Raw genomic sequence first — 12,338 nt, 5'->3', positions numbered from 1 at the left:
CCTGGCCGCCAGCCGGCCCTCCGGCGCCCTTTGACCCCGCTCCGCCCCGCGCTACCATGCGCCCCGGAGGAGCCTTGCCCATGTTGTCGATCGGTTTGATGCTGGCGCTGGCGCAGTCTGCGACCTCGCCGCCGCCAGATCGCGCCGGCATCGCTGCGATCCGCGCGGCATCCTGCGACGCCTGCGCGCCCGAGAGCTGGCAGTTCCGCAGCGCCAAATGGTATTGGTGGGACGGCGGAAAATTCACTTATTACTGGCACGCCGGAAAGATCGTCCGCCTCCCCGGCACGCCCGCGCGCGGCAGGAAGCCGTCCGGCCCGCCCAGCATGCGCCTCAAGCTCAAGCCCGGCCCGACCGTCTTCCCAGACCGGCCGCAATGACCGCCTCGCCGGCCGCCCGGATGGCCCCCGCCCGGATGGCCCCTGCCCGGATGGAGGGCCTCGACATCTTTCGCGGCCTCGCCGTCGCGGGGATGATCCTGGTCAACACCCCGGGATCGGGCGCTTATGTCTGGTGGCCGCTCGATCATGCCGAATGGCACGGCTTCACCCCCACCGATCTGGTCTTCCCCGCCTTTCTCTGCGCGATGGGCGTGGCGCTCGGGCTCAGCTTCCCGCGCACGGTCGATGCGGCGCTGTGGAAGCGGATCGCGTGGCGAACCTTCGCGCTGATCGCGATCGGCTGGGCGTGGCAATTGCTGGTCCGCCCCGATCTCGCCAATCTGCGCTTCTTCGGCGTCTTTCCTCGTCTCGGCCTCTGCTACGGCCTCACCGCCACCATCGCGATCCTCACTGCACGAAGGGCCGCAGACGGCCACGCCCATCTGCGCTGGCAGGCAATCGCCGGAGCCGCCGCCGCGTTGCTGCTCTTCTATTGGGCCGCAATGGCTTGGGGCGGAGACCTCACGCCCGAAGGCAATCTCGCCGGCTGGGTGGACCGTACTCTGGTCGGCACCCAGCATATCTGGCGCCATGGCAAGGATGCGGCGGGCAACGTGGTTTACGATCCCGAGGGGCTGTTCTCCACCATTCCCGCGCTCGCCAATGTCCTGCTCGGCATCCTCGCCGCTCTGGCATGGAAAGCCGATCCGCAGCGCGCTCTGCGATGGATCGCGATCGGCGGCGTGGTGCTCGTCGCGATCGGCCTCGCCCTCCACCCGCTCTTCCCGCTCAACAAGAAGCTCTGGACGTCCAGCTTCGTGCTGCTCACATCCGGCCTTTCGGCGCTGCTGCTGGTCCTTTCGGTGCTCGCCATGCGCCTGCCCCCGCTCCGCACCGCGCTCGGCCCGCTGCGCGTGTTCGGGATGAACGCCATCCTCGGCTATATATTGTCGCTGCTGATCGGGCTGGCGGGAATGCGGCTGGGTTTCCAGGCCCGGTGCTTTGCGTGGCTCCAGGGGTGGGTAAGCGATCCCTGGCTCGCCTCCTTCCTTTATGCGCTCGCGGTCACGCTGATCGTGCTCGCCGCGCTCCTCCCTCTGCATCGCCGCAGGATTCACCTTCGCCTCTAAGCTGGCCTCGCCATCCCCTTGACGTCCAGCGGGAAAGTCGTTTCTTATGGGTAACGGGTCGCACCAAAGTGGAGAGAGTTATGCCCCGGCCCCTCGCGATCGCAGCCACCATGCTTGCCGCCCTGCAAATGCCCGCAGCGGCCCAGAATTACGGCATGAAAGAGCGCGTGATCCTCGGCTCGTTGAACATGTGCTGGGATGCGGAGCGCGGCGGCAATCTCGCCAAGCTCACCTATGAGAACGGCTTCGATCCCGCACCACAGGCTTCGCGCCCGCTTTACTATCGCGATGTTGGCGGCACGGTGGTCTTCTTCACCGCCGATTTCGGCCCGGGCGAGGATGGCAAGCCCGAGCCCGCCTGCCGCATCACCGCGCTCAAGCCCCAGGTCGGCCCGCAATGGACTCCGCGCGGTGCCATCCTTCCCGATTTCAACGCGCTGCTCGATCGCATCGTTTCGGGCGCGGCGACGATGGAGAGCGGCTACCGGGTCGTCTATCGCGGCCAGCCCAATCCCCGCCGCCCCGGCACGCGCCACACGCTGCTCCGCATGGATAATGGCCCCCGCGCCAGCCTCATCTATGTCGAGGAAGCGCCCACCCATTACGAGTTTCTCTATGTGAACGGCAGCCGTAAGGTCATTTTCGATCCCGCCACGCTGGAGATCGGGACGCTCCCCGCCGGTCGCGCCGGGATGCAGGCCTTCACCTCGGATCGCTACGAAATCGCCTTCTGCAATCTGAACCCGCATGCGTGCGAGACGCCCGAGCAGCGCCGCAGCCGCGAGCAGATGGCCCGCAACGCCAGCCAGCAAAGGCCCCCGATCGCCATCCCCTTCTCCGGCATCGGATCGGGCGGCGGCGACAATCGCAGCCACGATCAGAAGCTGCGGGACAAGGCGTGGTGGGAAAATTACCATCGCTGCGGCCGGGGGAAATGCTGATCAGCATCGGGCGCCTGCCGTTGCCCCTCACGGCCCGCCCCGCTATCCCCGCCCGATGAAGCTCATCATCGGCAACAAAGCCTATTCCTCCTGGTCGCTGCGCGGCTGGCTCGCGTGCAAGCAGTCGGGCATCCCGTTCGAGGAAGTCGTCGTCCCGCTCTATGACGAGAATTGGGACAAGCGCCGCGAGGGCGACGAATTCGCCCCCTCCTCGGGCAAGGTACCGATCCTGTGGGATGGCGAAGCCGTGGTGTGGGACAGCCTGGCGATCGTCGAATATCTCAACGACAAGACCGGCAACGAGCGCTTCTGGCCCGCCGATCCCGCCGCGCGCGCCATGGCCCGCTCGATGGCCGCCGAGATGCACTCGAGCTTCGCCGCACTCCGCCGCAAGCACAGCATGAACATCCGCCAGGTCTATCCGCCCAAAACGCCCGATCCGGACGTCCAGCAGGATCTCGGCCGCCTCATGGAATTATGGGCACAGGCCCGCGCCCGCTTCGGCGGCGAGGGACAGTTCCTGTTCGGCGATTTCGGCGCGGCTGACATCATGTTCGCCCCCGTCGTCACCCGCATCGTCACCTATTCCCTCCCCGCCGCCCGCTTCGCCCAGGCCTATATGATGGCCGTGCTCCAGCACCCCTTCATGCAAGACTGGATCGCCGGCGCGCAGGAAGAGGATTGGGTAATCGAACAATTCGAGCTCCCCGCCACCGGCTGACCGGGACCGTTTACCGTCGCCCCGGCCGCTGACGGCGTGCCCGAACAAGACGAGCGGGACCCCGGGTCAAGCCCGGGGTGACAACCCACCTCTTTCGTCACCCCGGGCTCCCGCTTCCTTCCGAGCCACACAAGACACAGCTGCCCTGACCCCACCCTCGTCGCCCCGGGCCTGACCCGGGTCCCGCTGCCCTGCCCCCCACCTTCGTCGCCCCGGGCTTGACCCGGGGCCCCGCTTCTTCATCCTGCGCAAATGGCGCACCCCGGCGGCTGGATATATATGATGGCTGATCGCTACCGCGGCACGATCTATGTCGGCGTCACCTCCGACCTGCCCCGCCGGGTACACCAGCACCGCAGCGGAGAAGGCTCCGATTTCTGCAAGCGCTACGGACTGCACCGGCTGGTATGGGCCGACCACGCACCATCCATCACCGATGCCATAGCGCACGAGAAGCGTGTCAAACGCTGGCGGCGCGCGTGGAAATTCTCGTTGATCGAAACCGGGAATCCCGACTGGCGCGATCTGTCCGACACGCTCTTCTGAGGCGAGAAGCGGGACCCCGGGGCAAGCCCGGGGTGACAACCCACCTCTTTCGTCACCCCGGGCTTGCCCCGGGGTCCCGCTGCCTACCTATTCCGCACCCCGAGAAACCCTACGCCACCCGCTTCGCCGAATATGGCGTCCCGTCCTTGCGCGCATAGCCGTCCGGGCCAAAGATCAGGTCCACATCGGGATATTCCCCCGAATCCCGCGCCTTGTCCCCGGCGCTTACCGCGATGAACACACAGGGCTGATCGGTCCGGTTCTGCAGATGGTGCCCGTTCGCCTCCCCCGCCGGAAAGGTCGCGCAGTCGCCCGCGCGCATCACATGTTCGCCCGCGTCGTCGATCAGCACCGCCTCGCCGCTCAGCATCACGACGAACTCGTCCTCCTCGCGGTGCCAGTGCCGCTGTGAGGACCATGCGCCCGGCTCCAGCGTTACGTGGCTCACCCCCATCTTGGTCAGCCCGTTCACCGGGCCGAGCCTGCGATACCAGCGTCCCGCCACCGGCTTGTCGAAGGGCTCGGGATAGCCCGTCGCATTGCTCTGCGGGATGGTATCGAGATCGAGCTTGGGCACCGAATAGTCTCCCTGGTTCCATTGAAAGCCGGAATCTCTTTGCAACTGCCACGCGGTCGGGGAAAGAGGCATCAGATCCGGGCTTCGCCGGGATGACGAGGGGTGGATGGACGCAATCGCACTGACCAAGGCGCTGATCGCGGCCGAGAGCGTGACGCCCGCGCGCGGCAGCGTGTTCGATGTGCTTGAAGCCGCCCTCGCGCCGCTCGGCTTCCGGACCGAGCGCTTCATCGAAGGCGAAGCGCCCGATGGCCCGGTCGAGAATCTGCTCGCGGTGCGCGGCGATGGCGGCACGCATTTCGCCTTTGCCGGCCATCTCGATGTCGTACCCCCCGGAAGCGGATGGACGAGCGGGGCCTTCGAGCCCGAGGTGCGCGGTGGACTCCTCTACGGGCGCGGCGCGGTCGACATGAAGGGCGCGATCGCCGCCTTTGTCGATGCCGCCTCGCGCGTGCCCGGCGGCATGGTCAGCCTCATCATCACCGGCGATGAGGAAGGCCCCGCTACCTTCGGCACCCCGCGCCTGATCGAGCGCATGGCCGAGCGCGGACTCAGGCCCCATATGTGCCTCGTCGGCGAGCCCACCTCGGCCCAGCGCCTCGGCGATACGATCAAGATCGGCCGCCGCGGCTCCACCGTGATCGACATTTCCGTGATCGGCCAGCAAGGCCATGTCGCCTACCCCCATCTCGCCGATAATCCCGTCCCGCGCCTGATTCGCGCGCTGGCGGAGATCGACGCGATCGATCTCGATGCGGGCAACGCCTGGTTCCAGCCTTCCAATATCGAGGTGATCGACCTCGAAGTCGGCAACCGCGCGACCAACGTCATCCCCGCCCGCGCGTCGGCGCGGATCAGCATCCGTTTCAACGATGAGCAGCGCGGCCCCGATCTGATCGCCCGCGTCGAGGAAATCGTCCGCCGCCACGCTCCGGCGTCGGAGATCAACGGCCGCGTCTATGGTGAGGCGTTCCTCACCCAGCCCGGCACGCTCTCCTCGCTCGTCGCGGGGGCAATCCGCGCGAAGCTGGGCGTCGAGGCCGAATTGTCCACCACCGGCGGCACCTCGGACGCCCGCTTCCTCTCGAAAATCTGCCCCGTGGTGGAATTCGGCCTGATCAACGCGACGATGCACAAGCTCGACGAAGCCGTGGCGCTCGCCGATCTCGAAGCGCTGGCGGATGTCTATGAGGAAGTGCTTCGCCAGGCGTTCGCATGACGCTTGCAATGTAGGATTTCGCCTGCTTGGCTGGGCCGGTCGGCATTGTCGGCCGCTCTTTGAACCTGCCGGCCAGATCACGCGCCTGGATCGCGCGTTGGTGTCACTTTAGTGTCACCTTCCGCTAGCCGGCGATCCGCCGTGGCTCCACACCGCGCACCCAGGTGAGGAATTCCGCTTCGGCCATCGGCTGGGCAACCGCATAGCCTTGCAGCACGTCGCACCCGAGGACGCGCAGCACCGTCGCCTGCGCTTCATTCTCGATGCCCTCGGCCACGGCTTCGCAGCCAAGCCCGTGGACGAGCCCGATCGTGGCCTGCGCAATGGCCCGCGCTTCCGCATGCTCGGCGACATGCTCGATCACGCTGCGGTCCAGCTTGATCCGGTCGATCGGCAGCTCGCGGAGCCGCGAAAGGTTCGAATAGCCGGTGCCGAAATCGTCGATCGCAACCGTGGCGCCGTCCGCCCGCAGCGCGATGATCGCTTCGATCACATCGCTGGAGCAATGCATCGCCAGCGTCTCGGTGATCTCCAGCTCCAGCAGCGTCGCGGGTGCGGACGAGGCCAGCATCGCCTCGCGCAGGCGGCGGAAGAAGCCGGCATGGTCGATCTGGCGTCGGCTCACGTTCACCGCCAGCCGCTGCTCGATGCCGAGCTTGCCCCAGCGCGAGATCGTCTCGGCGACGCTATTGACCACCCATTCGCCGATCTCGACGATCAGCCCGGTCTCTTCGGCACGCTGCAGGAACGCGCCGGGCATCTTGAGCCCGTCCGGATGCCGCCATCGCAGCAGCGCCTCGGCCCCCACGATGCGGCCGTCATTGGCCGCAACCTGCGGCTGGAACACCAGCGCGAACTGGTCCTTGTCCACGGCTTCGCGCAGGTCGCTTTCGAGCTGGGCACGCTCGGCGATCTCGGCGGCGAGTGCGTCGGTGAAATGCTCCGCCCGGCCCCGGCCCATTGCCTTGGCGTGATACATGGCGGCGTCGGCCGAGCGCATCAGGTCATGCAGCGTCGTGCCATGCTCGGGCCGGATCGCGATGCCGATCGAGGCTCCGATCGACACCTCCTGGTCCGCCAGGTCGAAGCTTTCGGAAAGCGCGAACAGGATGCCGCGGCCGATGCGCTCCGCATCCTTCACCTCGGCCAGCGCCGGGAAGAACATCGTGAATTCGTCGCCCGCAAGCCGCCCGATCAGCGGCTGCCGCCCGCCGGCTTCCGCAGCGAAGCGATCGGCCACCGCGCGCAGGCGATTGGCGACCATCCCCAGCAGCGCGTCGCCCGTTGCATGGCCCAGCGTGTCGTTCACCGCCTTGAAGCGGTCGAGATCGATGAAATAGAGCACCGCATTCTCGCCCGGCGGCATATCGGCGAGCATGCGTTCCGCGGTGCGGCGGAAATTGGTGCGGTTGGCAAGCGATGTGACGGGGTCGAACATCGCCAGCCGCTGGACGCTTTCCAGGTTCGAATGAAGCTGGCGGAACAGCCCCTCCATCGCGCGGGCGAGCTGCGGGACATTCTCGCCCACCTCCGCCGGGATCTCGCTTTCCAGGTCGCCATTCGCGGCCTGGCTCAGCCGCTCGATCGCGGCGTCGATCGATCCTGCGGTGCTGGCGACGGTGCGCTCGGCGGAAGCCCAGCACATGACGCCACAGACGATCGCGGCGATCAGCGCGCGGCCTGCGGATTCAACGGTGATCATTGCGGGAGTCGATGCGGCGGCGACGGCGAGGATGAACGCCACCGCCCCGGCGCACATCGCAAAAGCGATGGCTCGGCTCTTTAAGGAGAATCCTTCCACCTTTGCTGCCCAATCCCCCTTCGTGCGCCCGTCGAAAGCTCGATCCGGCAGCGGAGAAAATCGCAGAGATAGGTTAAGATTTTTCTCCGCGGTTGCTCAAAATGGGTCGTCTCAGGACGATGTATAGGGCCCCGTTGCCGCCGTGGCGCGGATGGGCATTTCGCACTGCAGCGATGCGCCCGGCATGCCGCGACGAAGCGAGCCAATCGCCCACCGCCGCCCGGATCGCACCGCGGGCATGGGGTCGCTCGGATTCGGGGCGTGGCGGCTTGCCGGTCACGAGGAGCAGCACGCGGTCCCCCTGGGCGATCGCCTGTTCCAGCCCGCGATCCAGCCGGTCATAGGCCGATGCCAGGCTGTGCCCATGCAGGTCGATCGCGCTCTCGGGCGAGACGAGCCCGCGGGAGAGCTGCCGGTCCCAGCTGCCGTCCAGCGTGTTCGACGAACGCGCCACGGTGCGCGGAGCAGGCACGGGCGGCGCGACCGGCTTCATCACCTTCGGCGTCGGCTTGGAGGCGGGATGGACGGGCTTGGGTGCAGGCGCGGCGGCAACGGGCTTGGACGGAGCCTTGCGGCCCGTCATCGGCTTCACGGTCGCGATCACCTTTTGCCACAGCGCCGCTTCCTCCGGCGCCAACCGTCTCACGGCGTGGCCGCGAGCCGCGCGAGGGTGCCCTGCGGCACGAGCAGCCAGGCGGTTCCGCGCGAGTTCATACCGCCGGCAATCGCGCGCGCTTCCTCTCCCGCGCCCCAGAAGGTATCCACGCGGTTGGTGCCCTTGATCGCGCCGCCCGTATCCTGCGCGACCCAAAGCCCGTTGGCCTCGGCCCGGTCCATCGACAGGAAGATCAGCCCGCCCAGCGGCACGAAGCGCACATCGACTGCGGCGCTCACCTGCCCGGTGACCGGCAGACCCATCGAGCCAAGCGGGCCCGCGCCCTTCAGTTCCTGGAAGAATACGAAGCTCTTATTCTCCCACATGATATCGCGGCCCTCTTCGGGATGCTCGCGCAGATACGCCATGATTCCCTGCATGGACGCCCCGCCGGGCTTGAGCAGTCCGCGATCACGCATCAGCGCGCCGATGCCGGTATAGTCACGCCCGTTCTGGCTCGCGAAGCCGATCCGGATGATGCTGCCATCGGGCTGGCGCAGACGGCCAGACCCCTGAATCTGCAGGAAGAATATCTCCACGGGATCGGCAGCGTAGGCGATGACCGGCGCGCGATCATGGATTGCGCCCTGTTCGATCTCCTTGCGCTCGAAATAGGGAACAAAGCTCTGCCCATTCACCCGTCCGCGTATCCGCTTGCCCTTCAGATCGGCGGAGAATGCACCAAGATCGACGTCGACCAGGTCGGTAGGACGCCCATAGATCGGCACTTCATAGCCGCGTCGACGCTCGCGGGACCCGGCGATCTCGGGCTCGTAATAGCCGGTCGCCTGCGCCTTGCCGTCAGCGATCTGGATCGTCTCGAACCAGCGCGAGAAATAGACCCGCGCGTCGCGCGGCGACGTGGTCTGCGCGGCGTTGCAGGCTGGGGCCCAATCGGTCCCCCGCGTCAGCCCGCTATTGTCTGTCCGCTTCTGAAGCGAATTGCAGCTGAGCTTGAATGCGTCGAGCGCCCGGGCCGCATTTGCGTCCGAGATGGGTAGCGTATCCACCGGTGGCCCCGCGATCACTCCCGCCTTCGCCGCGCTGGTCACAGCAGCGGGAGCGGCAGGGGCGGTGATGGGAGCCAGCGGGGTGGCGGGGATCGGCTGCCGAACGGCTACATTAGCCTGCGGCTCGGGCACGCGTTCCGGCGTTCTGACCGGCGCAGGTCGCGAGCCGGTTTCCACATAACGGGGCACGACACCCCCGGAGCAAGCGCCCAACAACGCCGCCAGCGCGATCGCCCCCCATGCCCGCATCACTTCAGCCTCTTGCTCAGGCGTCGTCGGTTTCGACGAGCTTCCAGTTTGGATCGTCGCTGCGCAGGTTGCGCGCAAACGTCCAGCTATCGTGCGTTTCGACTGCGTCGCTCAGCGAACCCGCAACCAGATTGCCCTCCGCATCGCGCGTCACCGCGGCGATGTCCGCATCGAAGCGCACGGTGATCCGGGCAACCTTGCCCTCCACCGACGCATCGGTGATCAGCGCACGCTCGATCGCGACCAGCCGGTTATCCAGCACATGTCCGGCTTTGCGGCGCTCGGCGATCGCCTGGGTAAAGCCTTCGCGCACGTCTTCCTCGACCAGCCAGCCGAGCGTTTCCTCATCGCCCTTCCAAAAGGCTTCGAGGATCATTCGGTAGGCCGACTTTGCGCCCTCGACGAACTGCGCGACATCGAAGCTCGAGTCGGCGGCGATCACCGCGCGAAGGCCGCTCTCGGCGCCCGTCTCGATCACGCGCGTGCCGCTTTCGCGCACTTCGGGCGTCACATCGATCGTGCGGGGCGCGACGGGCAGGCCAAGGCGCTCTTCAGCGGGCTTGGGCGGCAACTGCTCATGCCCGGTACGCTTGCCGAGCACCGAGTAGAGCCGGAGCGCTAGAAAGGCCGCGACCATTGCGAAGAGGATGACGTAGTACATGGTTCTCCAGTCTCGTTATCCGCTACATAGGCCCAAGCGGCCCGCTATTCAAATCATCCGCCCGATTCGCGGCCAATCGGGCGGTGACAATTGAAACGCCCCACGCCGCCTGCTAGGCGCGCACGCGACGAAACGCGCCGGATGCGCAAAACTTTCCGGAATTATAGAGGAAACTTCGAATGGCCGAGACCGACAACCTGCCCGAATTCGGCGAGCCTGCGCCCAACGGCGAAGACACCGCCCCCTCGGTGGGCGTTATTTCGCAATATGTGAAGGATCTCTCGTTCGAAAATCCGAGCTCGCCGGCAATCTATCAGAGCCAGGTGCAGCCCGCGATCGACGTGCAGTTCAACATTGGATCGGCCAATGTGGGCGAAGGCGTGTACGAGGTCGTGCTCAAGATCGAAGTACGCGCGCAGGCCGAGACCCAGACCGCATTCATCGTGGACCTGTCTTATGCTGGCCTGTTCGGCCTTCGCAACATCCCCGAGGATCAGGTCGATCCGTTCCTGCTGGGTGAAGCGCCGCGTATCCTCTTCCCCTTCGCCCGCCGTATTCTGGCCGACGCGATTCGCGATGGCGGCTTCCCGCCGCTGATGCTGGAGCCGATCGATTTCGCCGGTATCTACATCCAGCAGCGCGCGCAGCAGGAACAGCAGCTTAGCCAGCCGGCCGGCGAAGCCTGATTTCGCGCGCAGGGGCTGGCGCCGTGACCTTCTCAATTCCTCCCCGGGCATGTCTCGGGGAGGGAAACCGCCGCGAAGCGGTGGTGGAGGAGCGGCGGTACCACCGCCATCTTCGCGGCCCCTGCAATATGCTGCCGATAATCTCCCTTCCACAGCAAGCTGGGGGAGGATTTTGATATGAAGCTGGTTCGCACGCTAGGGTCGGTGGGCGGGCTTACGCTTGCCAGCCGCGTGCTGGCGCTGGTGCGCGATTCGCTTCAGGCGCGCTATGTGGGTGCGAATTTCGCCTCCGACGCCTTCACGGTCGCCTTTCGCCTTCCCAACATGTTCCGCGCGCTCTTCGCAGAGGGCGCGTTTTCCGCCGCGTTCATCCCGATGTTCAACCGCAAGGTAAGCGAGGATGGCGGCCTGCCCGCCGGACTGGCCTTCGCGGAACAGGCACTGGCCGTGCTGTTCACGATCCTGGCGGTGCTGACCGCGGCAATGCTGATCGGCGCCTATCCGCTCACATGGGCGATCTCGGGCGGCTTTTCGAAGCAGCACCCGACTCCGGACGAGTTCGCCTTCGCGGTCGAGCTGTCGCGGATCACCATTCCCTATTTGTTGCTCATCAGCCTCGCCTCGCTGCTCGGCGGCATCCTCAATTCGCTCGACAGGTTCTGGGTGAATGCCGCCGCGCCGGTGCTTCTCAACATCGCGATGGTGACGGCGCTGGTCTTCTTCAACGGCGATCCTTTCGAAACCGCCCGGGCACAGGCGATCGCTATCCCGATCGGCGGGGCGCTCCAGCTTGGCTGGCTGGCCTGGTCGTGCCGGAGCGCCGGCGTTTCGCTGCGCCCCCGTCGCCCGCGCCTCAATCCCGAGATCAAGCGCCTGCTCAAGCTGATCCTTCCCGCTGCTGCCGGTGCGGGAGCGACGCAGATCAACCTGCTCATCTCCAGCGCGCTTGCCGGCGGGCTGCTCGCATCGGGCTCGCTATCATACATTTATTACGCCGATCGGATTAACCAGCTCCCGCTTGGTATGATCGGAATCGGCCTCGGCACCATCCTTCTCCCCACTATCTCGCGGATGCTTACCACGGGGCAGGAAAAGGCGGCGATGGAGACGCAGAATCGCGGGATCGAGCTCGCGCTGTTCCTCACCCTCCCCGCGATGGTCGCGCTGATCGTGGCGGCGGAGCCGATCGTGCGCGGACTGTTCCAATATGGCCAGTTCGACGCGGAAGATGCGCGAAACTGCGCGATGGCGCTTGCCGGCTTCTCGATCGGCCTCCCCGCCTATGTCATGGTGAAGGTGCTGACGCCGGGCTATTATGCTCGCCAGGATACGCGGACCCCGGTTCGCTACGCGATGATCTCGGTCGTCGTGAACATCGCAGCCAATGCCTGCCTGATCCCAACCGTCGGCCATATCGGTCCGCCGCTCGCCACCGCGCTCTCGGCGCTGATCAACGTTGCGATGCTGTACCATACGCTGGTCAAGCGCGGTCATTTCGCCGCCGACCCTCAGCTCCGCCGCCGCCTGCCCCGTCTGGCGCTCGCCGCGCTGCTGATGGGCGCTGCGATATTCGGGCTCGAACATCTGGTCGATCCGTGGCTGGATGGGTTCCTCTGGCAGCGCTATCTTGCGCTCGGCGCTCTGGTGTCCGGCGGCGTCGCGATCTATGGGGTCGCCTGTTTCGTCACCCGCGCCTTTCTGATCAGCGATATCAAGGCCCTTATTCGAAAGCGCCGTCCTGCTGACGGCATCCAGGAGTAAT

General features: G+C 66.3%; 13 protein-coding genes. 8 read left to right on the top strand and 5 right to left on the bottom strand.

Going from position 1 to position 12,338, the window contains the following annotated elements; translation table 11 throughout:
- The first annotated feature begins 80 nt into the window (after nucleotides 1-80).
- From SSO01S_RS00175 to SSO01S_RS00155, 5 genes are all read left to right on the top strand, one after another.
- Nucleotides 81-380 carry a hypothetical protein gene (locus SSO01S_RS00175; protein ID WP_066793409.1) on the top strand — a complete coding sequence of 100 codons (300 nt, stop codon included), beginning with the start codon at nucleotides 81-83 and terminating at the stop codon, nucleotides 378-380.
- Nucleotides 377-1,510 (top strand): acyltransferase family protein, encoded by a 1,134-nt coding sequence (locus SSO01S_RS00170; RefSeq protein WP_157073548.1) that lies wholly within the window; start codon nucleotides 377-379, stop codon nucleotides 1,508-1,510. Before SSO01S_RS00175 ends, SSO01S_RS00170 begins: the two co-directional genes overlap by 4 nt.
- An 80-nt stretch (nucleotides 1,511-1,590) precedes the next feature.
- Nucleotides 1,591-2,451, top strand: a complete 861-nt coding sequence (locus tag SSO01S_RS00165; protein ID WP_066793405.1) for a hypothetical protein — start codon at nucleotides 1,591-1,593, stop codon at nucleotides 2,449-2,451.
- Nucleotides 2,452-2,506: 55 nt separating this feature from the next.
- Nucleotides 2,507-3,172: a glutathione S-transferase family protein gene (locus SSO01S_RS00160; RefSeq protein ID WP_066793402.1), complete on the top strand. Its 666-nt coding sequence runs from the start codon at nucleotides 2,507-2,509 to the stop codon at nucleotides 3,170-3,172.
- A 252-nt stretch (nucleotides 3,173-3,424) separates the two neighbouring features.
- Nucleotides 3,425-3,718: a GIY-YIG nuclease family protein gene (locus SSO01S_RS00155; RefSeq protein WP_066793399.1), complete on the top strand. Its 294-nt coding sequence runs from the start codon at nucleotides 3,425-3,427 to the stop codon at nucleotides 3,716-3,718.
- A gap of 109 nt (nucleotides 3,719-3,827) precedes the next feature.
- Here SSO01S_RS00155 and SSO01S_RS00150 read toward each other — a convergent pair whose 3' ends face one another.
- On the bottom strand, nucleotides 3,828-4,295 hold the full coding sequence (locus SSO01S_RS00150; RefSeq protein ID WP_066793391.1) for a cupin domain-containing protein: 468 nt from the start codon (nucleotides 4,293-4,295) through the stop codon (nucleotides 3,828-3,830).
- 106 nt (nucleotides 4,296-4,401) lie between these two features.
- On the opposite strand from SSO01S_RS00150, the gene dapE reads away from it, so the two are divergent.
- Nucleotides 4,402-5,514, top strand: coding sequence for a succinyl-diaminopimelate desuccinylase (gene dapE, locus SSO01S_RS00145; protein WP_066793388.1), 1,113 nt, complete (start codon nucleotides 4,402-4,404; stop codon nucleotides 5,512-5,514).
- Between the two features lie 124 nt (nucleotides 5,515-5,638).
- On the opposite strand, the gene SSO01S_RS00140 is transcribed toward dapE, so the two are convergent.
- The 4 genes from SSO01S_RS00140 to SSO01S_RS00125 all read right to left on the bottom strand — a co-directional run bounded on the left by SSO01S_RS00140 (nucleotide 5,639) and on the right by SSO01S_RS00125 (nucleotide 9,890).
- On the bottom strand, nucleotides 5,639-7,315 hold the full coding sequence (locus tag SSO01S_RS00140) for a putative bifunctional diguanylate cyclase/phosphodiesterase (RefSeq protein ID WP_066793385.1): 1,677 nt from the start codon (nucleotides 7,313-7,315) through the stop codon (nucleotides 5,639-5,641).
- 73 nt (nucleotides 7,316-7,388) lie between these two features.
- Nucleotides 7,389-7,961 carry a Smr/MutS family protein gene (locus SSO01S_RS00135; RefSeq protein ID WP_245646529.1) on the bottom strand — a complete coding sequence of 191 codons (573 nt, stop codon included), beginning with the start codon at nucleotides 7,959-7,961 and terminating at the stop codon, nucleotides 7,389-7,391.
- A complete protein-coding gene (gene mltA, locus SSO01S_RS00130) occupies nucleotides 7,958-9,229 on the bottom strand; it encodes a murein transglycosylase A (RefSeq protein ID WP_083942740.1) in 1,272 nt (423 codons plus the stop codon). The genes SSO01S_RS00135 and mltA overlap by 4 nt, the downstream gene beginning before the upstream one ends.
- A gap of 16 nt (nucleotides 9,230-9,245) precedes the next feature.
- Nucleotides 9,246-9,890 carry a Tim44/TimA family putative adaptor protein gene (locus SSO01S_RS00125; protein WP_066793382.1) on the bottom strand — a complete coding sequence of 215 codons (645 nt, stop codon included), beginning with the start codon at nucleotides 9,888-9,890 and terminating at the stop codon, nucleotides 9,246-9,248.
- Between the two features lie 179 nt (nucleotides 9,891-10,069).
- Between SSO01S_RS00125 and secB the strand changes: the two genes are divergently transcribed.
- A complete protein-coding gene (gene secB / locus SSO01S_RS00120; RefSeq protein ID WP_066793379.1) occupies nucleotides 10,070-10,576 on the top strand; it encodes a protein-export chaperone SecB in 507 nt (168 codons plus the stop codon).
- A gap of 177 nt (nucleotides 10,577-10,753) precedes the next feature.
- The gene (gene murJ, locus SSO01S_RS00115; RefSeq protein ID WP_066793376.1) at nucleotides 10,754-12,337 is read left to right on the top strand and encodes a murein biosynthesis integral membrane protein MurJ; all 1,584 of its coding nucleotides are present in this window, start codon (nucleotides 10,754-10,756) and stop codon (nucleotides 12,335-12,337) included.
- The last annotated feature ends 1 nt before the right edge of the window (nucleotide 12,338 follow it).

Origin of the sequence: Sphingomonas soli NBRC 100801 (assembly GCF_001591025.1) — a bacterium.
GTDB lineage: Bacteria > Pseudomonadota > Alphaproteobacteria > Sphingomonadales > Sphingomonadaceae > Sphingomonas > Sphingomonas soli.
The sequence above is the reverse complement of the archived record's forward strand: the minus strand, read 5'-3'. Positions and strand labels throughout refer to the sequence as shown.